The sequence below is a fragment of the Helicobacter winghamensis ATCC BAA-430 genome, from assembly GCF_028751035.1.
GTDB lineage: Bacteria > Campylobacterota > Campylobacteria > Campylobacterales > Helicobacteraceae > Helicobacter_D > Helicobacter_D winghamensis.
In genome coordinates this window covers 453,112-476,732 of the sequence record NZ_CP063533.1, presented here as the reverse complement: position 1 = coordinate 476,732, position 23,621 = coordinate 453,112, and the positions used below count along the sequence as shown (strand labels likewise).

General features: G+C 35.6%; 33 protein-coding genes and 1 other RNA gene. 5 read left to right on the top strand and 29 right to left on the bottom strand.

The annotated features are described in order from the left end of the window. Positions 1–3: 3 nt before the first annotated feature. The 22 genes from rplF to gap form a co-directional block, all read right to left on the bottom strand. The gene (gene rplF / locus IP358_RS02500) at positions 4–540 is read right to left on the bottom strand and encodes a 50S ribosomal protein L6 (RefSeq protein WP_006801849.1); all 537 of its coding nucleotides are present in this window, start codon (positions 538–540) and stop codon (positions 4–6) included. 9 nt (positions 541–549) lie between these two features. Further along, positions 550–945: a 30S ribosomal protein S8 gene (rpsH, locus tag IP358_RS02495; protein ID WP_006801850.1), complete on the bottom strand. Its 396-nt coding sequence runs from the start codon at positions 943–945 to the stop codon at positions 550–552. A gap of 10 nt (positions 946–955) precedes the next feature. Continuing rightward, positions 956–1,141 carry a type Z 30S ribosomal protein S14 gene (locus IP358_RS02490; RefSeq protein WP_026943278.1) on the bottom strand — a complete coding sequence of 62 codons (186 nt, stop codon included), beginning with the start codon at positions 1,139–1,141 and terminating at the stop codon, positions 956–958. Beyond that, positions 1,134–1,688 (bottom strand): 50S ribosomal protein L5, encoded by a 555-nt coding sequence (gene rplE / locus IP358_RS02485; protein ID WP_006801852.1) that lies wholly within the window; start codon positions 1,686–1,688, stop codon positions 1,134–1,136. Before rplE ends, IP358_RS02490 begins: the two co-directional genes overlap by 8 nt. 3 nt (positions 1,689–1,691) lie before the next feature. Then, on the bottom strand, positions 1,692–1,922 hold the full coding sequence (gene rplX, locus IP358_RS02480) for a 50S ribosomal protein L24 (RefSeq protein WP_006801853.1): 231 nt from the start codon (positions 1,920–1,922) through the stop codon (positions 1,692–1,694). Then, positions 1,922–2,290 carry a 50S ribosomal protein L14 gene (gene rplN, locus IP358_RS02475; RefSeq protein WP_006801854.1) on the bottom strand — a complete coding sequence of 123 codons (369 nt, stop codon included), beginning with the start codon at positions 2,288–2,290 and terminating at the stop codon, positions 1,922–1,924. Before rplN ends, rplX begins: the two co-directional genes overlap by 1 nt. Beyond that, complete coding sequence (rpsQ, locus tag IP358_RS02470) at positions 2,287–2,553, bottom strand: 30S ribosomal protein S17 (RefSeq protein ID WP_006801855.1); 267 nt, start codon at positions 2,551–2,553, stop codon at positions 2,287–2,289. The genes rplN and rpsQ overlap by 4 nt, the downstream gene beginning before the upstream one ends. Further along, the gene (rpmC, locus tag IP358_RS02465) at positions 2,554–2,745 is read right to left on the bottom strand and encodes a 50S ribosomal protein L29 (protein ID WP_006801856.1); all 192 of its coding nucleotides are present in this window, start codon (positions 2,743–2,745) and stop codon (positions 2,554–2,556) included. Further along, a complete protein-coding gene (gene rplP / locus IP358_RS02460; RefSeq protein WP_006801857.1) occupies positions 2,732–3,157 on the bottom strand; it encodes a 50S ribosomal protein L16 in 426 nt (141 codons plus the stop codon). Before rplP ends, rpmC begins: the two co-directional genes overlap by 14 nt. A gap of 2 nt (positions 3,158–3,159) precedes the next feature. After that, entirely contained in the window at positions 3,160–3,867 is a 708-nt protein-coding gene (gene rpsC, locus IP358_RS02455; RefSeq protein ID WP_006801858.1) for a 30S ribosomal protein S3, read from the bottom strand. Then, the gene (rplV, locus tag IP358_RS02450) at positions 3,867–4,196 is read right to left on the bottom strand and encodes a 50S ribosomal protein L22 (RefSeq protein ID WP_006801859.1); all 330 of its coding nucleotides are present in this window, start codon (positions 4,194–4,196) and stop codon (positions 3,867–3,869) included. Before rplV ends, rpsC begins: the two co-directional genes overlap by 1 nt. 10 nt (positions 4,197–4,206) lie before the next feature. Continuing rightward, positions 4,207–4,488, bottom strand: coding sequence for a 30S ribosomal protein S19 (rpsS, locus tag IP358_RS02445; RefSeq protein ID WP_006801860.1), 282 nt, complete (start codon positions 4,486–4,488; stop codon positions 4,207–4,209). 9 nt (positions 4,489–4,497) lie between these two features. Then, positions 4,498–5,325, bottom strand: a complete 828-nt coding sequence (rplB, locus tag IP358_RS02440; RefSeq protein ID WP_006801861.1) for a 50S ribosomal protein L2 — start codon at positions 5,323–5,325, stop codon at positions 4,498–4,500. A 10-nt stretch (positions 5,326–5,335) separates the two neighbouring features. Then, positions 5,336–5,617: a 50S ribosomal protein L23 gene (locus IP358_RS02435; RefSeq protein ID WP_006801862.1), complete on the bottom strand. Its 282-nt coding sequence runs from the start codon at positions 5,615–5,617 to the stop codon at positions 5,336–5,338. Positions 5,618–5,619: 2 nt separating this feature from the next. Next, positions 5,620–6,234 carry a 50S ribosomal protein L4 gene (rplD, locus tag IP358_RS02430; RefSeq protein WP_006801863.1) on the bottom strand — a complete coding sequence of 205 codons (615 nt, stop codon included), beginning with the start codon at positions 6,232–6,234 and terminating at the stop codon, positions 5,620–5,622. 11 nt (positions 6,235–6,245) lie between these two features. Next, positions 6,246–6,824: a 50S ribosomal protein L3 gene (rplC, locus tag IP358_RS02425; RefSeq protein ID WP_006801864.1), complete on the bottom strand. Its 579-nt coding sequence runs from the start codon at positions 6,822–6,824 to the stop codon at positions 6,246–6,248. Positions 6,825–6,834: 10 nt separating this feature from the next. Continuing rightward, entirely contained in the window at positions 6,835–7,146 is a 312-nt protein-coding gene (rpsJ, locus tag IP358_RS02420) for a 30S ribosomal protein S10 (protein WP_006801865.1), read from the bottom strand. 187 nt (positions 7,147–7,333) lie between these two features. Continuing rightward, entirely contained in the window at positions 7,334–7,912 is a 579-nt protein-coding gene (locus tag IP358_RS02415) for a thioredoxin fold domain-containing protein (protein ID WP_006801866.1), read from the bottom strand. A 51-nt stretch (positions 7,913–7,963) separates the two neighbouring features. Then, positions 7,964–9,757 carry a hypothetical protein gene (locus IP358_RS02410; protein ID WP_006801867.1) on the bottom strand — a complete coding sequence of 598 codons (1,794 nt, stop codon included), beginning with the start codon at positions 9,755–9,757 and terminating at the stop codon, positions 7,964–7,966. Then, positions 9,747–10,760 (bottom strand): ferrochelatase, encoded by a 1,014-nt coding sequence (hemH, locus tag IP358_RS02405; protein ID WP_006801868.1) that lies wholly within the window; start codon positions 10,758–10,760, stop codon positions 9,747–9,749. Before hemH ends, IP358_RS02410 begins: the two co-directional genes overlap by 11 nt. 1 nt (position 10,761) lies before the next feature. Beyond that, positions 10,762–12,129, bottom strand: a complete 1,368-nt coding sequence (locus IP358_RS02400) for a M99 family carboxypeptidase catalytic domain-containing protein (RefSeq protein ID WP_006801869.1) — start codon at positions 12,127–12,129, stop codon at positions 10,762–10,764. Next, positions 12,113–13,147 carry a type I glyceraldehyde-3-phosphate dehydrogenase gene (gene gap, locus IP358_RS02395; protein ID WP_006801870.1) on the bottom strand — a complete coding sequence of 345 codons (1,035 nt, stop codon included), beginning with the start codon at positions 13,145–13,147 and terminating at the stop codon, positions 12,113–12,115. The genes IP358_RS02400 and gap overlap by 17 nt, the downstream gene beginning before the upstream one ends. Before the next feature lie 110 nt (positions 13,148–13,257). Here gap and IP358_RS02390 point away from each other — a divergent pair, with 110 nt between their 5' ends. The 5 genes from IP358_RS02390 to hypE all read left to right on the top strand — a co-directional run bounded on the left by IP358_RS02390 (position 13,258) and on the right by hypE (position 16,433). Further along, positions 13,258–13,968 carry a Bax inhibitor-1/YccA family protein gene (locus tag IP358_RS02390; RefSeq protein ID WP_040498234.1) on the top strand — a complete coding sequence of 237 codons (711 nt, stop codon included), beginning with the start codon at positions 13,258–13,260 and terminating at the stop codon, positions 13,966–13,968. A 28-nt stretch (positions 13,969–13,996) separates the two neighbouring features. Further along, positions 13,997–14,395 (top strand): hypothetical protein, encoded by a 399-nt coding sequence (locus IP358_RS02385; protein WP_006801872.1) that lies wholly within the window; start codon positions 13,997–13,999, stop codon positions 14,393–14,395. Between the two features lie 8 nt (positions 14,396–14,403). Beyond that, the gene (locus tag IP358_RS02380; RefSeq protein ID WP_006801873.1) at positions 14,404–15,057 is read left to right on the top strand and encodes an HAD family hydrolase; all 654 of its coding nucleotides are present in this window, start codon (positions 14,404–14,406) and stop codon (positions 15,055–15,057) included. Between the two features lie 39 nt (positions 15,058–15,096). Further along, an RNA gene (rnpB, locus tag IP358_RS02375) (RNase P RNA component class A) lies at positions 15,097–15,410 on the top strand. Positions 15,411–15,416: 6 nt separating this feature from the next. After that, positions 15,417–16,433, top strand: a complete 1,017-nt coding sequence (gene hypE, locus IP358_RS02370) for a hydrogenase expression/formation protein HypE (protein WP_040498236.1) — start codon at positions 15,417–15,419, stop codon at positions 16,431–16,433. 10 nt (positions 16,434–16,443) lie between these two features. Here hypE and IP358_RS02365 read toward each other — a convergent pair whose 3' ends face one another. Genes IP358_RS02365 through rsmI form a run of 7 tightly spaced genes read right to left on the bottom strand, consistent with a single transcriptional unit; the run spans position 16,444 to position 23,601 of the window. Further along, positions 16,444–16,653, bottom strand: a complete 210-nt coding sequence (locus IP358_RS02365; RefSeq protein ID WP_006801875.1) for an alkylphosphonate utilization protein — start codon at positions 16,651–16,653, stop codon at positions 16,444–16,446. Continuing rightward, positions 16,654–19,047 (bottom strand): heavy metal translocating P-type ATPase, encoded by a 2,394-nt coding sequence (locus IP358_RS02360; RefSeq protein WP_006801876.1) that lies wholly within the window; start codon positions 19,045–19,047, stop codon positions 16,654–16,656. Beyond that, complete coding sequence (locus tag IP358_RS02355) at positions 19,047–20,258, bottom strand: LL-diaminopimelate aminotransferase (protein ID WP_006801877.1); 1,212 nt, start codon at positions 20,256–20,258, stop codon at positions 19,047–19,049. The genes IP358_RS02360 and IP358_RS02355 overlap by 1 nt, the downstream gene beginning before the upstream one ends. Positions 20,259–20,275: 17 nt before the next feature. Further along, positions 20,276–21,136 (bottom strand): hypothetical protein, encoded by an 861-nt coding sequence (locus IP358_RS02350; RefSeq protein WP_101313138.1) that lies wholly within the window; start codon positions 21,134–21,136, stop codon positions 20,276–20,278. Further along, positions 21,130–22,071 (bottom strand): hypothetical protein, encoded by a 942-nt coding sequence (locus tag IP358_RS02345; RefSeq protein WP_006801879.1) that lies wholly within the window; start codon positions 22,069–22,071, stop codon positions 21,130–21,132. The genes IP358_RS02350 and IP358_RS02345 overlap by 7 nt, the downstream gene beginning before the upstream one ends. Beyond that, the gene (rlmB, locus tag IP358_RS02340) at positions 22,058–22,744 is read right to left on the bottom strand and encodes a 23S rRNA (guanosine(2251)-2'-O)-methyltransferase RlmB (RefSeq protein ID WP_006801880.1); all 687 of its coding nucleotides are present in this window, start codon (positions 22,742–22,744) and stop codon (positions 22,058–22,060) included. The genes IP358_RS02345 and rlmB overlap by 14 nt, the downstream gene beginning before the upstream one ends. A gap of 32 nt (positions 22,745–22,776) precedes the next feature. Continuing rightward, positions 22,777–23,601, bottom strand: coding sequence for a 16S rRNA (cytidine(1402)-2'-O)-methyltransferase (rsmI, locus tag IP358_RS02335; RefSeq protein ID WP_006801881.1), 825 nt, complete (start codon positions 23,599–23,601; stop codon positions 22,777–22,779). Between the last annotated feature and the right edge of the window lie 20 nt (positions 23,602–23,621).

Below are 23,621 nucleotides of genomic sequence, written 5' to 3'. Positions count from 1 at the left end.
TCCTTACTTTTTAGAAGTTTTACCAGCTTTGCGAATAATGCGCTCATCAGAATATTTCACACCCTTGCCTTTATAAGGCTCTGGTGGTCTAAACTCTCTAATCTCTGCTGCAATCTGTCCGATTTGTTGCTTATCAGCGCCTTTAATAAGAATAATATTCTTATCAACGCTAATTTCTATACCTTCTGGAATATCATAGTTAATAGGATGAGAAAATCCAAGAGCAAGTTCTAAAACTTTACCTTTTACTGCTGCTTTATAACCTACACCATTGATTTCTAATTGCTTACTAAAACCATCTGTTAAACCTATTACAATATTATTTGCTAGTGCCCTATAAGTCCCCCAATATGCTCTAGCTTGCGCACTTTCGCCATTCAAAGAGAAACTTAACTCTCCATCTTTAAAAACGACTCCAACACGTCCATAGGTCTCTAATTCTTTTGTAAGCTTACCACCCTTAAAAACTATTTTGCTTCCTTCAATGCTCACCTGAACACTACTTGGAATGCTAATAGGTTTTTTTCCAACTCTTGACATTACTCTCTCCTACCAAATACTGCAAAGGGCTTCACCACCCACATTTGCCTTATAAGCATCTTCATTAGCAATCACACCTTTGCTTGTGCTTACAACAATCGTTCCATAACCATTTTTAAAGCGTTTAAGTTCATTTCTACTTTTATAAACGCGTCTTCCAGGCTTTGAAATTCTAGTGATTTCATTAATCACAGAATGTCCTTTTTCATCATATTTTAAAACAACATTAATGGACTGTTTTTTATCTTGCTCGATAACCTTAAAACCTTCAATAAAGCCTTTTGCCTGAAAAACTTCTAGAATAGACACGACAATTTTTGCATAATACAAATTTGTCGTATCCAAACGACGCATACTTGCATTTCTGATTCTTGTTAACGAATCTGCAATAATATCATTTACCATTTTCGCCCCTTTACCAACTTGCTTTTCTTAGTCCAGGTATTAAACCTTCATTTCCCATTTTACGAAGGCAAACACGGCAAATACCAAAATCTCTATAAACAGAATGTGGTCTCCCACAAATAGAACATCTTGTATATGCTCTTACTTTAAACTTAGGCTTTCTTGCTGCCTTTGCAATCATAGATTTTTTAGCCATTATTTCTTCCTTTTGCAAAAGGCAAGCCAAAGAGTTCAAGCAATTTAAACGCATCTTTATCATTTGTAGCAGATGTTACAAATGTAATATTCATTCCGTGGCTTACCATAATATCATCATACACTACTTCTGGAAAAATTAATTGCTCATTCACACCAAAGCTATAATTTCCTCTTCCATCAAACCCATTGCGTGGTATCCCTCGGAAGTCTTTCACTCTTGGTAGCGCAATCACAATTAACTTCTCTAGGAAGTTATACATTTGATTACCTCTTAGTGTAACCTTTACACCCATAGGCATTCCCTCACGCATTTTAAAGCCAGCAACAGACTTTTTAGCAATTGTAATCACTGCTTTTTGTCCCGCAATTAGCGAAATCGTATCTGCAATATTTTGCATAATTTTTGTGTCCTTTGCATGCATACCAGCACCAACACTAATTACGATTTTTTCTAATTTTGGTAAGAGCATAGGATTTTTAACGCCCAACTCTTCTGCTAACTTTGCTTTAATTTCATTTTTATAAGCAGCTTTTAATGCGAACATCGATTAATCCTCCGCTTTCTTAACATTTGAAATATGGATTGGCATTTCTTTGTCTATAAAACCACCTTTTGGATTCTTATCACTTGGCTTTACAGATTTTTTTGCCACTTTGCAGCCCTCCACAATTACTTGCGAAGTTTTAGGTAATACACGCAAAATCTTAGCCTTCTTACCTTTGTCGTCCCCAGTGATTATTTCTACCAAATCACCTTTTTTAATTTTAAATTTAGCCATTATAATACCTCCGGCGCCAATGATACGATTTTCATAAAATTAGCATAACGAATCTCTCTACCGACTGGTCCAAAAATACGCGTTCCAATAGGCTCTTTTTTGCTGTCTAAAATTACAGCTGCATTATCATCAAAACGGATTAATGCACCATCTTCACGATGCAATTCTTTTTTTGTTCTCACAACAACTGCTTTAACGACTTGACCTTTTTTAACCTTACCACTTGGCAGAGCTTTTTTAACAGAAGCAACAATCACATCTCCAACGGTTGCATAGCGTCTTTTACTTCCGCCTAAAACTTTGATGCACATTACTTCTTTTGCTCCACTGTTATCAGCAACATTTAATCTTGTAAAACTTTGAATCATAATTCAACTCCTACAGATACAACTTTATGAAGTGTAAAAGCCTTTCTTTTTGAAAGTGGTTTACATTCAATTGCCTCAATCACATCACCTACTTTTACACTATTATTCTCATCATGCACAATATAGCGTTTAAATCTTTTAACGATTTTTCTATATTTTAAATGCATAACGCGCCTTTCAACAAGAATTGTTACACTCTTATCACCTGTTTTTGTTACTACCTTGCCAGCAATAACTCTCTTGTGCGGTTGTGCGCCACTCATTTACGCCCTCCTTTTTTCATTAAGAGCTGTCTTGATTCTAGCAATATCTTTTTTTGCAACTCTTATTTCACTAGAATTTGTTAATTGCATTGTTCTTAATTTTAAGTTTAATTCAAACAAAAGCGTTTCTTTTTCTTTTAAGAGAGTATTTAACTCTTCAATTGTTTTAGTATTAATATCAGTATATTTCATTTTCACCCTCTCTTGTTACAATTTTTGTTTTAAAAGGGAGCTTACTTTGTGCAAGAGCCAATGCACTCCTTGCAAGTGTTTCATCAACACTTCCCATTTCATAAATGATTCTGCCCGGTTTAATATTCATTACCCACTTATCGACAGCACCTTTACCTTTACCCATTCTTGTTTCAAGTGGCTTTGCCGTTAAAGGTTTATCTGGGAAAACACGAATCCACACCATTCCTGTTCTTTTTGTTGCGCGCGTCATTGCAACACGCGCTGCTTCAATTTGGCGGGAATCGATTCTCCCATGCTCAATTGCTTTAATCCCAAATTCACCAAATGCTAATGAGGTTCCGCGAAATGCTTTGCCACGATTTCTTCCCTTCATCTGCTTTCTATATTTTGTTCTTTTTGGCATTAACATAATTATTGCCCCCTTCTCTTTCTAGCTGGACGGCTTGATTTCTCTTCACCATCTTCATTTTGCTTTTCAGATTGGATTCCTTTTTGTAAAACTTCACCTTTAAAAATCCAAACCTTTACACCAATATTTCCATAAGTTGTTAAAGCTTCTGCAAATCCATAATCAATTTTCGCTCTTAAAGTGTGCAATGGAATTCTGCCTTCCATATACCACTCTGTTCTTGCCATTTCAGCACCCGCTAAACGACCAGAAACACGAACTTTAATTCCTTTTGCGCCAGATTTAATAGCGCCTTGCATAACCTTTTTCATTGCACGCCTAAATGCAATACGGCGCTCGAGTTGCGTTGCAACACTTTCTGCTGCAAGTTGTGCATTGCTTTGTGGTTTCTTTACTTCTTTAATGTTGATAAAAATATCTTTATTGACAATTTTCTTCAAAGATTCTTTCAGCTTTTCAACATCTGCACCTTTTTTTCCAATAATAATTCCCGGACGCGCCGCAACAACAGTAACACGCACTTTTTTTGCTGTGCGTTCAATCAAAATATCACTAACACTTGCATAATAAAGTTCTTTTTTCAAAAACTTTCTGATTTTGTAATCTTCAGCAATATTTTGCGGAGCACTGTTAAACGCAGGAAACCATCTTGATTCCCAATTTCTATTTATTCCAAGTCTTAGACCAATCGGATTAACTTTTTGACCCATTACTTATCCTTACTTTGTTGTGATACTTCCACAAGAATATGTGAAGTTGGTTTTCTAACTGGAGTTGCTCTACCTCTTGCTCTTGGCGTAAAGCGTCTAAGCACAGGACCAGCATCCACCCTACAAGAAGAAACGATAACATTTTCAGCCTCATAACCGCCGTTCGCAACCGCTGAAGCAATAACTTTTGAGATAATTCTTGCTGCTTTATTTGGCATAAACTCCAAGGATGCAATTGCTAACTCTGCATTCATACCCTGCACTTCCCTAGCAATTAATCTAGCTTTAGTTGGAGATAATCGGATATATCTTAATAATGCTTTACTCATCAATCACTCCTTACTTGCCTATTTTCTTTTGGACACTACCTTTGTGTCCTTTGAAAGTTCTTGTAGGTGCAAATTCGCCTAGTTTGTAGCCAACATGATTTTCTGTTACATATACAGGAACGAAAGCTCTGCCATTATGCACATTGAAAGTTAAACCGATCATATCAGGAATAACCGTGCTTCTACGCGACCATGTTTTAATGGGTTTATTGTCTTTTGTTTCTTTTGCCTTAATGACTTTTTTCATCAAATGTTCATCGACAAAAGGACCTTTTTTTATTGATCTAGCCATTGATATTCCTTATTTTTTTCTTCTTGAAATAATTAGCTTATCGCTTGCTTTCTTTCTGCGTGTTTTATAACCTTTAGCTGGCATACCCCACGGAGAAACAGGATGTCCACTTGAACCTGTCTTACCTTCGCCACCGCCGTGTGGGTGATCCACTGGGTTCATTGCAGAACCTCTTGTCTGTGGGCGCACACCTAAATGACGATTACGACCTGCCTTACCAATAGAAATGTTTGCAAAATCCTCATTTCCTACTGTTCCAATAGTCGCCATACATTCCCCTAAAATATAGCGCATTTCACCACTTGGCATTCTAAGAATTGAATATTTTCCTTCTCTACCCATAAGTTGTGCGCTAGCCCCTGCGCTCCTTGCAAGTTGCCCACCACGCCCAGGATACATTTCAATATTATGAATCACTGTTCCAATCGGAATATTTTTAAGCTTCATTGCATAACCTAAGCGAATATCTAATCCACCTTCAGCTGCAATGACTTTATCACCAACGCCCAATCCACTTGGTTGAATAATATAACGCTTATCGCCATCTGCATAGGTAATCAATGCAATTCTACAATTTCTATATGGATCATACTCAATCGCACTCACTTTACCCTCAACATTAAACTTGTTACGTTTAAAATCAATAATTCTATAGAGCTTTTTTGCTCCACCTTCTTTATGGCGACTTGTGATTCTACCATTATTATTACGCCCTGCGTGAACTGGAAGCTTCACCAATAATTTTCTTACACTTGCTTTAGCAGTAATATTTTCTGAGCTAAGATTACTCATAAATCTTCTACTAGGAGTGTATGGTTTATATGTTTTAATTGCCATCTTTGACTCCTTATACCGCTAGTGATTCAATTTTTGCGCCTTCTGGAAGCTTCACATAAAACTTCTTGAAGTCATTTCTTTTACCAATAACACCGCGGAATCTCTTAACTTTCCCTTCTTGTCTTAAAGAATTAATGGACAATGGCGTTACACCAAAATACTCCTTAAACACTTCCTTAAGCTGTGTTTTGCTTAATTTCGGAGAAGTTTGCACCACAAGCACACTTTGCTCTTGAAGTTTCAAAGACTTCTCTGTATACATAATAGATTTAATATCTGTAATACTTGCCATTCTTAATCCTCTTTAGTGATAGATTCAAAAAGCGATTTTTCAATCACCACAGATCTAAAAGTTGCCACCAAGTAAGCATTTAACTCAACGCCGTCAATTAAATAGCAGTCTTTAATATTTCTAAAAGCTAGAAATGTTTTCTCATCAAAAAGCTCAGAAACAAATAAAGTATTTCTTTGATTTAATGCCTTAAACATCATATAAGCATCTTTTGTTTTGCCACTTTCTACTTGAATTTTATCCACGATAAACAAACTGCCATTATTTGCTTTTTCCATTAAAGCATATTGCAAGGCAAGTCTTTTTTGCTTCTTGTTCACCTTTAGATTGTAGTTTTTGTTATTGCTAGGACCATGCGCAACACCACCACCTACAAACACAGGAGAAGTGATACTTCCTGCTCTTGCTCTACCGCCACCCTTTTGATTCCAAGGCTTTTTACCACCGCCGCTAACTCTACCGCGTGTTTTTGCTATAGCATTATTTGCACGCATTGAAGCCAAAAATGATTTAATATAAAGATAGAGATTGTGTGAATTGATATCTTTATAGCTTTCTGGCAATTGTGCTTCACCAGATTTTTTTAAATTTTTATCTAAAATAATTGCTGCACTCATTTCACAACCTTTTAACCTACGATTTTCAACTTGCCAAATGCGCCATTAAAACCAGGAACAGAACCTTTCAAAACCAATACACCATGCTCTTTATCAAAAGAAACAATCTCATTTTGAACAGTAACTTTTTCATTACCATAATGTCCTGCCATTTTTTTACCTGGCTGAACGCGACCTGGCCACTCACGATTTCCAATAGAGCCAGGTGCTCTGTGGAATCTACTCCCATGTGCTGCTGGACCACCTTGAAAATTCCAACGCTTCATAACACCACTAAAGCCACGACCTTTTGTATTAAAAGAAACTTTCGCTCTTTTTGCATTCTCCAAAGAAGAGAAGTCTAAATCTCCAACTTCTGTATTATTCACTTCAAGTGTAGCAAATCTATTATACTCTTTATCAAGATTGTATTTTTTTTGCTGTCCTGCAATAGATTTATTTGTGCTTTTACCTTGATGATATGCCACTAAAGCCTTACCACCCTCTAACACTTCACATACTTTTGCGGTTTTTACCTTTAGTAAAGTCACAGGAATACTCGGCTTGCCAATTGTTCGGCTCATTCCGATTTTTTCTACTAAAAATTCCATTTAAACCCCTTTATTTACCCATTGAGCGGACTTCTACATCCACTTCAGGAGCCATATCTAATTTTGTCAAGCCATCCACTGTTTCAGGAGTTGCTGAGACAATATCAATGATTCTTGTATGCACTCTAATTTCAAATTGCTCTCTTGAATCCTTATTGATATGAGGAGATTTTAAGACTGTGTATCGTCTCTTTTTTGTTGGAAGTGGGATAGGACCACGAATCTCTGCACCAGTTCTTTTCACGGCTTCAACAATTGAAACAACTGAACGATCAAGAACACGATGATCATACGCTTTTAACTTAAGTCTAATTTTTTCCATTTATTTTTCCTTCAAAGAACTCATTAACATTGCTGTTAATGTAATTTTGGAAGCTGAAATTATACAGATAATCGCTTTTTTTAGCAATACTTTTGTGCAATTTTTAATGTGTTTTTTGTAATTTATTTCCTTATATTAAGGAAATAAATTACTTTTTAACAAGAAAGTCATGAAGTTGAAATTATTTTTAAGAATTTAAAAATTCTTGAAAAGATTGTTTGATACTCTTAGGTTCCATATTTTCTAATGCTGGATTTTTAAAAAACTCTAAAGCTTTTTGAAGTCTTTTTTTTGGCATATAACCCGGATACACAAACAATTCTTTGCCTTGTGCACTTAAAAAGACAAGTGTTGGCGTAGGAGAAATTTTGTATAATTTTACTAAATCTGAAGTTTGCACACTTTTATCTAAAAACTCTACAAAATGTAACTTAGAATAATTAATATTAATATAATATGATGCGTAATTTGTTTTTAAAAACTCTTTGATATCTACATTTTCTTTAATAAGATTCTTTAATCGATCACAATATACACAACCATTTGCTCCAAAAACTACAAAATAAGGCTTTCCACCGCTTTTAATTACATCTGTTTCCTTAAATACATCGGCAACTTCTCTATAAGAATTAATATCAATACTTTCCATTTCTTTTTGTTGCTTTTTTGTGTAATTTGTGCCGCTTGTTACCACCTCTGTATCTACTTCATCTTGGCAACCATACAGAACAAATAGCATTACAACCATCAAACACACTCTCAACATTTCTTACTTCTCCTTCTTTTTGTCTCAAATTCTTTTTTCAGCTTTAAGATATCAAATAATAGCTTGATATAGCCCCCCCCCACTAATAAAGGAAGTATTATTTGCTTTTATTAATGCTTCTCCAAGTTTATAAGTGAAGCATTCTTTTTCTTTTAGGGCTTCTTTATAATCAGGGTAAGATTCCAATTGAGAGAGTTTGACTTTTGGATTCTTTTTGATTTTTTCTTGGTATTGTTTTTGTTCTTTATTATGTTGTTCTGTAATGTATGAAAGAACATAAGGCATTCTAATATATCCTAGAAAGGATTTAGAATTTTCTATCATTGCATGACCTAATTTATAAGAAAGGTGATTATGGATTCTAGATTTTGCTGTATTATTATCAATCACCAAAGTCTTTGGAACTAAATCATCAAGATTAATCTTTAGTTTTAAATCTTTGGAAAGCTTTTTAATTTGTAGCTTTTTAATTTTTAATTCTTCTTCAAGATTTTGGATTTCTAAATTTTGCTTTTTTGTTGGCTGAGAATTTAAAGAATGTTGCAACTTAGTTTTTTCATTTGTCAAAGTAGTAATATTTTCTTGAAGTTGATTAATTTGATCTTGTAAAGGCTTTAATTTTCTTGGATCCATTATCAAACAATATTCCTCAATAATCTCCTTATATGTTTCTATAGGTGGAATAACAGAATTATGATAATACTCCTGTGAAATCACAATCATCTCATTTCCCAATGTCTCAAAATCTATAGATTCTTCATAATAATTTCCATCTGGAGTAGCAAGAAAAAAAGCAATTAAATTGCAAAATGGAAGTTTTTTAGCATCTTCTCTCCAAGAATGCACAATATAATGAAATTCCCTACCCTTATTCTCATAATGATCAATATTTACTAATGTCTTATCATCTATCAAAAAAAATTTTTGCATCTCCAAAAAACAATTAAATGAATGTAATTCCTTTATTAATACCTGCCTTTGATTAGAGATTTTTAGGCTTGAATAATTTAAAATTGTCTCACTTCTCGCGGGACGATCATTATCTGAAATACGATTCCAAGTGTGGACTCCTATCAAAACAAGACCTTTAAACTCCTGCTTAAATTTCAATAATGCTTCTCCTTCTTTCAAGCAATAAACAACTTCATTATACAAGCTGTTCTGTTCATTTCTCTCTTCCAATGTCCCACTAACTACTTCCATGTCTTTAGGTGTGCAAATAGTAAATTTAGGGTTATTATATTCAACAGATAAATTTGATAGTTTAAAAGACTCTAAATTAAAAATAATATTTTTACCAAATTCACGCATAATTCTAGGCATCATATGTAACCGATCTATATTCTTAAAAAAATCATTTAATTTATAACTATCCAAATATTCTTGCATATCAATGCAATTAAATCCAAATTTTAATACCAATTTTTTGTGAATTGCGTTAATAATTTTACTATTTCCATAATGGCAAGTTGGCAAAATAATTACCAGTATTCTCTTTTTTAAACCATACAATTCTCCATAATACCAATTTAAATTTCTATAAATAAGATCAAAACTAAGTTTTTCTCTACTACCATAAGATCTGGCATTTGAATTTACATCATTAATATTTGATTCTGTAATAATTAATTCTGCATTTTTAAAAATCTCTTGATTCCTATCTCTTTTTAATTCATAAAAATTTTGGATATGCGTTGTAGTCCCCAATGCAAAATTATAAAACCCTAATTTCTCATCTTCTGCCCTATTCTTATTTAATTTTTCAATTCCTTCTCTAATTCCTTTTTGCAATCCATTAACTATTACGGAATTACTACCACCCAATAAAACAACATTATTTCCCATCTTCTATCTCCTTAACTATATTTAAAATGCATTTTGCAAAATCTGCATTTGCATTTAAACATTTTACTACACGATAATCCAAAATTCCATTTTTGTGTGCAATTTCCCTGTATTGTATAGAAAGTTCAAAATCTGTTTCAGAATTATCCATTGTAAAAGAAATAGGGTAAATTAGCAGTTTCTTGCCCCTATACTTCGTCAAATAATCTTTTAAATTTGGCTCTAGCCACTTAAGCGGTCCAATTTTAGATTGATATGCTACCTGTATGCTTGCAAACTCTAACCCAAATTCTTTAAAAAGTGATTCTAAAATTTCTACATTTTCTAAAATCTCTTTTTGATAAGGATCGCCATTTTCTATATTTTTTTGCGGCAAAGAATGTGCTGAAAACACTAGATGAAACCCTCTAGAATCTTCACCGCTTAAGGCTTCTTTAATGCGCTCTAAAACCGCTAAATTATACGCCCTATCCTTATAATAACGCTCCACTTGCACCACTTTTGGAGCAAAACCACACGCCTTAAACGCTATTAAAATATCTTCCATTGACGATGCTGTTGTGGTATAACTAAAATGCGGATACATACTAAAAAGCACCACTTCTTTAACTCGACGCCCTTTTAAATCCTGTGCCACCACATCAGCAAAAGGCGGAGTATAGCGCATAGCATAGGTAAAGTAATGTCCTGATTCTAGCGCTTTTAGGGCTTCACACAGCGCGAAAGTGTGCCCAACTAATGGCGACTTTCCGCCAATTTTTTGGTAATTACTCTGTGCTTCTTCTAAGCGTTTATTTACGATAAACCCACCCACCATTGCACGCAAAAATGGACTTTTAATCGGTAAAATATAAGGGTCATTAAACATATTTTTCAAAAAAGTTTTTACTTCAAAAAGAGAGTTTGGACCCCCCATATTTAAAAGCACAACAGCTTTAGATTCTAAAAAGTTGGAATCCAAAATTTCCGATTCCAACTCTTGCCCTAATTCCACTCTTTGCATCTTATTCCTTAACACATAAATTTAACATTCCACAAAAATTTTCCCCCTCATACAATTCCACACGAAATGCCTTACCTTGCCTATCTAGTGCGTAATTTTTATCAATCATATTTTGACTAAGTCTTAAATTATGCTCATTTCCAACACCCTTTTTAGAGTAACCAATTACATTCACACGCAATCCTTCTTGCTCACGCACCAAAAAATTCTCTCTAAACTCTAAAATCTCCCCAATCTTTGCTACAACTTCCTTGCCATCTAGCTCTACTTTTAGCGATTCTAACTTACATTGCATAGGAAAAATATCTGCCTTTAAATGCGTGATTTTCTTATGCCCAATATAAAGATCAAAACCATCTTTTACTCTTTTAACCCCACCAATAGGATGCGTAAAAACAAAACGATTCTTATCTGCAAGCAGTGGCACAAAATTCAGATATGGCTTCACATTATTCAAGTCAAAAGTAATATTTTCATTGATTTTAACACTTCCAAACTCACCTATCTTTTTCCCCACATTTTTTAAATCTAGCGTGAAGTTGCGCTCAAACTCAATCCCCAAAATCCCCATTAATACTTCAATGGAGCTTAATTGATAGAGCGTTTTTAGAGGTAATTCTTTAATATTTTTGCTTGTCTCAATCGCCAATGCAGGTTTTAAGCGTGTAATAGCAAAAAATGTCAAAGAATTTTGTTGCTCTTCATCTTTAAACTTTGTTTCGGTGTTGCGCACGCCAAAGGTATGAAAATCATAATGCAAAGTTTGATTCAAACGCGTTTCAATCTCTTTTGCAATGGAATCCAAATTCCCAAAAGGCACATTATCTAGCGTTTTTTGATCTATCACATAAGTTTGTCCCCACGCCCTAGGGTTAAAAATAGAATTTTCCCACTTCTCTCTATAAAAGCCGTGTCCATCGTGCAAATTAATCACAAAATCTACTTTGGAATCCTTAATAATATCTTTAATACGCTCTACATTTTCAAAATCTGGATCATTTTTAGCAATTTTTGCAAACTTACGATTCATATCCTTATAAATCCCGCGTCTAAAAGCCATTATGCTATCGGGATTTAAATTTGGCACAACTAGCACATTGCCCTTTTTTATAGTGTAATTATCTACCAAAAGCGCTGGAGCAAAATACCCCCCCGGTTCATCTCCGTGGATTCCACCTATTACAAGCAATGTAGCTCCATCTTCCTTGCCTTTTAGGGCGTAAAAGCTAAAAGGTGCGTTTTGCTTAGAATTTTTCGCACTCACTACAATTCCCTCATTGCTTTCTTGAATCCTTTCATTGCTCTCTTGTCCCAAAGCAATGCTTGCAAAAAATAAACACAATATAATTTTTTTAACTATTTTTTTCACTTTCTTTCCTTGTTCTCTCTTTGCAAACATAAAGCGCCATTTCCAAAATCCTATGTGAATACCCCCACTCATTGTCATACCAAGTCATAACCTTTGCCATATTATTCTCCAAAACAAAGGTTAAATCAAGCGCTACAACTCCACTTAAAGGACAGTTTAGAAAGTCTTGTGAAACTCCATATTCTCTATCTACGCCTAAAATTCCTTTGAGTTTTCCTTCTGCTGCCTCACAAAACACAGCGTTAATTTCTTCTTTTGTGGCATTCTTTCTAAGATTTATATTTAAATCCACCATTGAAACATCAGGCACAGGCACACGCACACTATGCCCATGTAATTTGCCTTTCATCTGTGGCAACACTAAATGCAACGCCTTTGCCACTCCTGTTGTTGTTGGAATCATATTAATTGCCGCTGCCCTAGAGCGACGAAAATCTCCTTTATGATGGGCAGCATCTATTAAATTTTGGTCATTTGTGTAACTATGGATTGTGGTTAAAATTCCCTTTTCCACGCCAAAATGTTCATCAAGCAGCATAACCACTGGTGCTAACGCATTAGTTGTGCAACTTGCATTTGAAATGATTTTTTCACCCCTATATTCTGTATGATTAACGCCCAGCACAAAGGTTTTTGTATCATCTTTTGCTGGAGCAGAAAAAATCACGCGTTTTGCGCCTTTTTGCAAATGCGATTCCACTTCACCTTGCGTTAGAAACAACCCACTTGCTTCAATCACTACATCAGCCCCGCAAATCTCAATTTCTTTAGGTGTTTTATACTGAAAAAACGGAATCTTATAACCATCAAAAATAAAATTCTTTTCATCAAAACTTTGTGTAATTTTGCTACATTGATGCACAGAATCATGTGTTAAAAGATAGCTTAAAATCTCAGGGCTTGCCAAGTCATTAACCCCTACAATTTCAATGCAATCTTGCATTTCACATAACGCCACACGAGCAATAGAACGCCCAATTCTCCCAAAACCATTAATAAAAATCTTAATTTTTTGCATTAACATCTCTCTAGTTTGCAGTTATTTATCTCAAAATTGTAGCATATTTATGGTGTTCCTAATATTTTTAGGGTATAATACCGTCTTTAATTTATTGTTAAGGATTGTCAATGTCTTTATATGATAGAAAACCTATGAATAGCAACTATGGTTATAATGCGGAGCAAAGCACTTTTGCTCAAGGTGATGTTGCGTTAATTAACTTTGTAAAGCAAACTTATCAGCTCTTTGCAGGCTCACTTTTAGCGGCTTCTGTGGGAGCTTATGTGGGAATTACAGCATTTGGAAGCGTGGTGGCGCAATACTACATCGGCTTTGTGATTTTAGAATTTGCCTTGCTTTTTGGACTAATGTTTGCCAAATCAAAACCGGGATTAAATCTTTTAATGCTTTTTGCCTTTACTTTTGTTACTGGCTTAACACTTACTCCAATTTTAAGTAGAGTGCTAGGGATGCCTGGTGGAGCAAATATCGTAGCGCAAGCTTTCTTGCTAACAACAGCAATTTTTGGTGTGATGAGTATTTTTGCACTTCGCACTAAGAAAGATTTAGCAAGTATGGGGAAAATGCTCTTTATCGCACTAATTGTTGTAGTTGTTGGCTCATTAATCAATCTTTTCTTGGGAAGCCCGATTTTACAAGTGATTATTGCAGGCGTTGGAGCAATTTTATTTAGCATTTTTATTGCCTATGATACGCAAAATATCGTGCGTGGCTTGTATGATAGCCCTGTAATGGCAGCTGTTAGCCTATATCTTGATTTCTTAAATCTTTTTATTTCCTTGCTACAAATTCTTGGAATCTTTAATTCAAAGGAATAATACAAGTAATACGCGAAGCCCCCAAACTTTGCGTATTCTTGATGCAAACCTTAACCGCTTAAGTGAAGGAATTCGCGTAGTAGAAGACATTTTACGCTATGGATTTAACCACAAAGATTTCGCTTTGTCTTTAAAAAATCTCCGTCACCAATGTAGAATTACAAGTTATTTTGCAAATTATTTCGAACTTCTAAACACACGCGATTCTCTCAAGGATGTGCTAAAACCTTCTACTAAAGATGAGCAAACGCGCGAAAATTTAGAAAATATTTTCCTAGCAAATTTTAAACGCGCACAAGAATCCGCCCGTGTTTTAGAAGAAATTTTAAAACTAGATAGCGTGCAAGAAAGTGAGCATTTTAAGAGTATTCGCTACACACTCTACACATTAGAAAAAGAGATTTTAACTACTCTTTTTACGCCTTAAGGATTTCTATGAAAGATTGCATTATTCTTTTTGATTTAGACGGAACACTTATTGACTCCACAGAAGCCGTGTATGAAGGATTTTGTGAAGCATTTAAGCATTTTAAAAAAGCGATTCCAACTTTTGAGTCTGTAAAGTCCCAAATCGGACATACGCTAGATACAATGTTTCACACACTTGGCGTTCAAGAAAATGAAATTCCACAATTTATTAGTGCTTATAAAGAGCATTATCGCCAAATTTGTAACGCTAAAACTACGCTTTTACCAAACGCTAAGGAAGCGATTTTAGAATCCCATAGTTTCGCACAACTTGGAGTAGTTACCACAAAAACTGGGCAATATTCCAAAATGCTTTTAGAACATATGGGAGTAGGCAATTACTTCACTTGCATTATCGGTCGTGAAAATGTGGTAAATGCAAAGCCTAGTGCAGAGCCTATTTTAAAGGCTTTAGAATCCTTTTCTCCCTTGAACAAAGATAAAATTTATATGATAGGCGACACGCCCTTAGATATTCAAGCCGCAAAAAATGCTAGAGTGCGCAGCATTGCTGTTACAACAGGTTATGCAAGCCTAGAGGTTTTAAAGCAACACACAACGCAGATCAAAAACAATGCACTAGAAGCAGTGCTTGCCATAAAACAAACTTTAAACGCATAAATTTAGCCTAGATTTTGCCAAACTCTGCTACAATTTCAAAAGGTGTAGCAAGTGGTTGCTTTAAATAAAGAGGAAAGTCCGAGCTGCTTTGGGATAGGATTCCATTTAAAGAATGGCTAGAGTAATCTAAGGGAAAGCGCAACAGAAAACAAACCGCATTACGCAAGGGTGAAAAGGTGAGGTAAGAGCTTACCGGAAGCATTGCAAAACGCTTCGCATTGCAAGCCCAATCCGCAGCAAAATGGGCATGGTTAATATCCCAAGTTTTAGCCCATTGCTAGAATTTTACTGCAAGGTAAAATGTAGATAAATAACCACATAAACAGAACTCGGCTTATAGCTACACCTAAAGGAAAGAGATGAAACATAATTTGGATTCCATATTACTAAGTCACGGAAGCGGTGGGATAGAATCGCAAAATCTTATTACAGAACTTTTTTACCCCTTTTTAGAAGGCTGTGTAATAGGTGATGGCGAAGATGCTGGAATCGTAAAAATGGATTCCAACATTTGTGCAATAAGCACCGATGGATATGTGGTATCCCCAATATTCTTTGCAGGTGGAGATATTGGCAAGCTTAGTGTGTGTGGAAGTTGCAATGATGTGGCAATGATGGGAGCAAAGGCGAAGTATTTGAGTGCTAGTTTTATGCTAGAAGAAGGCTTTAAGATTAGCGATTTATCTCGTATTGTGGAATCCTTTTCTACTACTTTAAAAGCAAGTGGTGCAAAACTTGTTTCAGCCGATACCAAAGTCCTTCCCAAAGGCTCTTTAGATAAGATTTTTATTACTACAACTGCCATAGGAGAGTTTTTATATCCGCATTTGCGCTTAAGTGCTTTTACAATTCCAACAGATTGTGCAATTATTGTTAGTGGAAACATTGGCACACACGGAGCTGTGATTTATTCCAATCGTGAAGAAATTAACCTAAATAGCACCTTACAAAGTGATTGCGCCTTGCTTTACCCCATTTTAGAACCGCTTTTTGCTTCAGGGCTTAATCTTTACGCACTAAGAGACGCTACACGCGGTGGAATTGCAAGTGTGCTTAATGAGTGGGCTAGAGCTTCAAATATTGGCATTACTATTTTGGATTCCAACTTGCCAATATTACCACAGGTGCAAGGGATTTGTGAATTACTAGGTTTTGAAGCCTATAATTTAGCTAACGAAGGGATGTGTGTCCTAAGTATAGCTAAAAATGACGCAAAAAAAGCCTTAGAACTTTTGCACGATAATGGCGCACCCAATGCGGCAATCATCGGCTACACCACAAATAAAAATCCAAAACGCGTGGTTTTAGAAACTGCATTTGGTGCAAAACGCTTTTTAGATTATCCCAGCGGTGAGCTATTGCCTAGAATTTGTTAAGGGAATCCGCTTACACCTTTTTCAAAAATTCTGTTTTCAAAATAATTGTGCCAAATTTATCTACCCTAGCTTCAATCTCTGTATCCTTTCCTGTTAGGCGGATATTTTTAATCGTTGTGCCACGCTTTAAAGTCGCACTTGCCCCCTTAACCTTTAAATCTTTAATCACACTTACACTATCTCCGGCGTTTAACTCTACTCCATTTGCATCTTTTACCATTTATTTTCCTTTAATTCTTAAACTGTTGCCAACCACAAGTAGTGAACTAAGCGACATTGAAAGTGCCGCAACAAGCGGAATTACAAACCCAGTCATTGCTAGTGGAATGGTTAGCGCATTATACACTAAAGACAATCCTAAATTTTGTAAAATAAAGTGATAAGTGCGCCTACCAAGCCTAAAAGATTCCAACACACCTTGCATACTGTCATCAAGCACCACAATATCGCTCACACTAATTGCCAAATCAATGCCGCCTCCCATAGCGATTCCAATATCACTTTTACTTAACGCCACAGAATCATTAATCCCATCACCAACCATTACGACAATCTTACCTTTTGTATGTAACGCATCAATAAATTCCGCCTTCTCTAGAGGACTTTGATTACCATAAAACTCACTAATTCCAAGCTCCCTTGCCACAGACTCACACGCCTTTAAATGATCTCCACTTAATAGCACGCAATGAATTCCTTGCGCTTTAAGTTTAGCAATCACAGATTGTGCGTCTTGCTTAATAGAATCTTGTAAGAAAAATTGCGCAATTAGCTCTGTGTCTTTTGCGAAATAAAACACGCTACAATCACTCTCATCTAATTGCGGAATCCTAACGCCCTGCTCTCTTAAAAGCTCCAAATTCCCGCCCAAATACACACTTCCATTGTATTGTGCTAGGATTCCACGCGCACTTTTTTGTGTGATTTTATCTAGTAAAATATTTTTATTATTATTGTAATTTTCTTTGATAAACTCTAGCACTCCGCAACTTATGGGGTGTGTGTTTTGCTCTAGCATTGCCACAAGCACACTAGATTCTAGCTCCCCAAATTTGCGCATATTTTTAACCTTAAGCTTACCTTCTGTGAGTGTCCCTGTTTTGTCTAAAACTAACACATTTGCCTTTGCGATAGTTTCTAAAAAGCGCGCTTCTTTAAAAAGGATTCCGCATTTGAAGGCTTCCCCTAAGCCTACCAAAGAAGCAATGGGCGTAGCAAGGGCAAGTGCGCAAGGGCAGGCAATGATAATCACAGAAATCATTACCATTAATGCCTTATCAAAAGGCGCATTTAGCGCAAATTCCCAATATAAAAATGTCCCAAACGCAAGCGATAAAATCACAGCAGAAAAATGACGCGTGATGAAGTTTGCCACTTCTTGAATCTTAGGGCGTGCATTAAGCGCATTTTCCACAAGGGATACAATTTGCATCATCAAAGATTCTTTATAAGTCTTACTCACACGATACAAAAAGGGTATTTCAAGGGCTAAAGCACCAGAATAAATGGAATCTTTTTCACTCTTTTGGCGCGGTAGTGACTCCCCATTAATCGCGCTCTCATCACACAGCGCACTTTGACTCAAAAGGATTCCATCTAATGCCACTCTATCACCTGGTAAAACTTGCACCACATCTCCCACTTTAACAGATTCCACACTCACTTCTTGGCTAACATCACCCTTGATTACACGCACACTTAAGGGCATTTGTGCATTAAGTTTATCTAGGCTATCTATAGCGCTTTTTTTGCCACGCACTTCTAAAAACTTGCCAATTAACACAAAGGTAATAATCATCGCCACAGATTCAAAATAAGTTTCTAGCCCCTTAAAACTTGCATAAATAGAATAAATATAGGCTAAACTTGCTCCGCTAATAACTAGCAAATCCATATTTGGTGTTTTAAACTTAAGCGCGCTTAATGCTCCACGCCAAAATATAATCCCACTAAAAAACATCACAGGTGTAGCAAGAGCAAATCCTGCGAAGTTTAAAATATTGCGCATTTGTGGTGTGATTCCACTAAAATACCCCGCATATTGTGCCACTGCAATCCACATTATATTCATCACACAAAAGATTCCAACAACCATTTTAATGTAATACTCACGCTTCTCTTTTTGTGCGTAACTCTCTTGCAAGCGTGGATCATAGGCGTGAGCATCATAGCCAATACTTCGGATTGCTTGGATAATCTCAGAAATTTTTATGATTTTGGGATCATAAAGAAGCGTAGCTTTGTTGCTTGTGTAGTTGATATTAACCTTTATAATGCCCTTTATTTTCTCTAAAATCTTTTCATTTAGCCACACACAAGCGATACAATGGATTCTCTCCAAAATAAGAGCCAACTCACAATATCCGTCCTTTTGGCACACATAGCGTTCAAAAAAGGGCGTGCTATCAAAGGAATCTAAGCTTTGCTTAGAATCTTTAACAGGTTCAAGCGAGTTTGTGCCAAGCTTGTTATAAAAATCTTCCAAACCCTCTGCGTGTAAGAGCCTATACACACCCTCACAACCTTTGCAACAAAAATACTCATCACGCCCATTGATAGGGACTTTTAATAGCATCTTTTCATCAAATTCTAAGTGGCAGTGGCTACATTGCATTAGGCTTCAAATTGTTTTAAAAACTTCTTAAGATTTCTAGCGGCTTGGCGGATTCTGTTTTCATTTTCAATTAAAGCAATACGCACATAAGAATCTCCGTGATTCCCAAAGCCAATACCCGGACTTACCGCAATTTTAGCTTCTTGCAATAAGCGTTTAGAAAATTCCATACTCCCTAAATGCAAGGCACATTTTGGAATCTTAGCCCAAATAAACATACTAGCCTTTGGTTTTTGCATTTCCCAACCAGCCGTGCCAAAACTCTCAATTAGAACTTCCATTCTTTTTTCATACTTTTTAGCAATCTCTTGGACACATTCTTGTTCACCACTTAGGGCGATTGTAGATGCAATTTGTATAGGTGTGTAGATTCCATAATCTAGCCACGATTTAATCTTTTGTAATGCACCAACTAAGCGTGTATTCCCCACAATACAACCCACACGCCAACCCGCCATATTATAGCTCTTTGAAAGCGTGTAAGACTCTACAGCAACATCTATTGCTCCTTCTACTTCAAAAATTGATGGGGCAACATAGCCATCAAAACTCAAATCCGCATAAGCAATATCATTAATAATATAAAATCTCTCTTTTTTAGCAAGTGCTACTAAGCGTTCATAGAAGCTTTTATACACCACAACAGTTGTTGGATTATGTGGAAAATTTGTCACAACAAATTTTGGCTTTGGCATTGTATTACATAATGTTTTTTCAAGCTCCGCAAAATAAGCATCTTCATCAAGCTCATATTTATCATTCCATTGCAAACCAAAGGTCGCAACATTTGCCCCTGATAAAATAAATGCATAATAATGAATAGGATAAGCTGGCTCTGCAACAATAGCGGTATCTCCTGGATTTGTTATTGCTTGAATCAAATGCACATAGCCTTCTTTTGAACCCATTGCAATACACACTTGAGAATCTGGATCAAGCTTAACGCCATATTTTCTAGCATAAGTATCTGCAATGGCAAGACGCAATTTATAGATTCCTTTACTTGCAGAATAGCCGTGATTTTTTGGTTTTTGTGCAGCTTCGCAAAGTTTATCTATAATATGGCTAGGCGTTGGGCCATCAGGATTTCCCATACTAAAATCAATCACATCTTCACCATCTTGGCGCATTTTTAACTTAATTTCATTAATTGCTGCAAACACATATTTTGGTAATCTCTTTATACGCTCAAACTCTATTTCTTCAAACACCTCTTATCCTTTTAAAATTATTGCAATACAACATCTAAGCCGTTTTTAATTGTAATAGGCAAATAAGTATCAGTGATTTTGATAAATTTCGTGTTTTTTGGAATCTCTTTTTGGATTTGGCGCATTAGTTTTTGACTACTTACAATCTCTAAGATATTTAAACTTTCATCATAAAACACGATTTTTGGATACCACACTACATTATTGCTAGACTTAATCTCTAACTCTTGTCCATTCTCAATACTATACCAATATTCCCCTTTTAAATTTGCCTTATGATTTAATTCATTAAAGACTAAAGCGCTTGCTTTTGGATATTTAAATTCCAATAAAAGTGCGATCTGATAATTCCACTGCGAAAGATTTGTTCGCTCAACACCTTGCACACCATAACCATATTCTCTCAATTTTTCTTGTAGCAATACAGGATCAATTGCGTATTCCGTATTCATAGAAAGTATAAATTTAAATTTCTTCTCATCAAGCAAACTTTGCTTCACTAAAAAATAATAATATCCCATAGCATCTAAAACATCATAAAGCACACTCACAAAAGTTTGAGGATTCTCTTCTATAACAAAGGAAATCTCTAGCTCCATAGGTTGCTTAAAAGCAAGTTTTAAAAGTCCATTTTGTTTTAATGTTTTGGAAATCTTATATAAATCTGGTTGCCCCTTTCCGTCTAAAAAATAGCCCTGATCACTAAAAAGACGCTGAATAAACTTTTGATTAATTCTATAATCTTCCACACCTAAGAGTTGCATTACTCTATAATCTATTGGATTTTGCATTGAAGCTTGCGCAAAAAGGGTGCCAGAAAAAATGAAAAAGGTGCTAAAAAGCAAGAATAAAAGGGCAAAAATACTTTTCTTTACCACCCTAACCCCCTGGTTTCTGTTTCATATTGCCCTTGTGTAGCCTGCTTAAAATTCCCATCTTTATCCACAATAAAAAACATTTTATTTGCAGAATTAAATGTAGATTTTTCTCCCTTTGCATCAATCTCTAACATCCCATGTCCTGTAATGATTGTTTGCGGACGCAACAAATCCACTTCAAACGCCTTTTCTGCCATAAAAGAAGTGCGTTTTTTGTTATCCAAATAAACAATTCCCACCCAAACATTACGAACAGGCATAATAGAAACCTTCGCCACAACTACTTCTTGCGGTTTGGCTTCTGTGCTTAAGCTATTAGAGTCTGTATTTTTAGATTCCAACTTTTCTAAAGAAGCTTCACTTTGTGTGTCCTTAGAGTTTTGTAAGCCTTGCGACAACACATTTATCGGAGTTGAAGCAGAGGCATCAAGTTGATTTGTAACTTCTAAATTGCTTGTGGTATTGCTTTCATTTGCGAAATCTTTATTAACTTCACTTTTGGATTCCAACTTTTCTAAAGAAGCTTCACTTTGTGTTTCTTCATTCTCACTAGAAACCACAGAGTTTCCATAAAAATTCATAAAAGCAAAGAATCCAACCCCCAAAAGCGCAACCAACAGAGCCCCTAAAATCACACCTTTTTTAGAATCATTTGAAGTAATTGTTTCGTGAGTAACCTTAAAATTAACTATTGGTCCTACTTCGTCATTTGAGCTATCATAATTTTCCCAAAATGCCTTATACTCCTCTTCCCATTCTTTTAAACTAATGTGATACTCACGCTCTAAAATCTGTAACAATCCGTGCGTTGTTGCACTATCTTTTAACTCTTTAAAATTACGCTCCAAAATGTATTGAATCTTATTTAAAGCAATATGCGTATTCTTTGAAATTTCCTTTGCCCCGATACTTTGCAACTTTTCAAAACCTTCCATTTACTATCCTATCTATTAAGATTGCACCAGCTGTGCTAACATTTAGAGAGTCAAACTCTCTTTTTTGAGCAATTGTTAAATTTATATCCATTTTTTTCAAAATTTTCGCGCTAAGACCATTACCTTCAGCGCCTAAAAATAATGCCTTTTTACCTTGTGTGACACCATTAGATTCTACACCTTTCAAACTTGCACCATAGAGTCTAAACCCGGCAAATTTTAACTCATTTGCTACATCTAAGGCATTATACACAAGGCAAAATGGCATATCTAGCATTGCACCAGAGCTTGCACGCAATACCCCTTCTTGCTTAAAATCTTTTAATCCACAAATTACGATTCCATCTACTCCTAGCACAAAAGCCGTACGAAAGAGCGCGCCAATATTGCCTACATCGCTAATCCCACAAAGCACTAGCACAAAATTCATAGCCTTCAATGTGCTAAATTCTAATGGCACTAAAGGCGCGATTTCTAGCAAATATCCTTGATGATTACCACCTCTTGCTAAACTTTGTGCTTTTTTGGAATCCACACGCACCAAAGGCACATTAAGTCGCGCAAACGCTCTAAATTGCTTCTTGTCAATTTCTTTTGCTAAAAGCACTTGCTGAATTTTATCACTATGTTTTGTAAGGATATACTCCACAACACGCTTACCATAAACGACCACTGATTGTATCCTATTTTTCTTAAATTTTTTACCTATTTTACTAGGCTTTGATAATAATCACTTGCACTTCCGCCTTTTATTTTAGCTAAAATCTTCGCCTTAATTTTAGGAGGAATCTCCAAACTTAAAAGTGCTTCTTCACTAAGGGAGCAATTCTCTACCTTTTCTGCTTTATCTACAACCATAGCCCATTCCCCCTTTAATAAAGCTTCATTCTTAGAATCTTTTAGTGCATTTAAAACAGATTCTAAACTCCCTTTAAATGTATTTTGGTGTTTTTTTGTTAGCTCTTTTGCTAAAAACACTTGCCGATTTTTATCCACTTGCACCATTAATTCTAAACTTTCAAGCAAGCGATGGGGCGACTCATATAAAATTATTGGATAGGGGCTTTTAAAAACTGAATAAAAAAACTCTAACTTTTCTTTTATTTTATGCGGTGGAAAGCCTAAAAAACTAAATTCTTTCTCCACAATTCCGCTAAATGCAGCCATAAGTGTAACCGCACTAATCCCGCCTAAAACTTCAAAAGGGATATGATTTGTTTGTAAAAATCGCACAAGTTCCACGCCCGGATCGCTAATACAAGGCATTCCAGCATCGCTTAAAAATCCGATATTTTGGTTAAAAAATTCTAGTGAATTTTGCTCTAAAAACGCATTTTGATTATGCGTGTGAAAGGGATAATAAACATAGTCTTTATAGGGTAATAACTCTCGCTCTACTAGCAATGTAATGAGTTTTTTACTCACTCTTGTGTCTTCACAGAGCAACACATCGCAAAGCTTTAAGACCTCTAAAGTATGAAGAGTAATATCTTGTAGGTTACCAATTGGAGTGGGCAAAAAAGTAACCATACAAGCTCATTTGCAAGTGT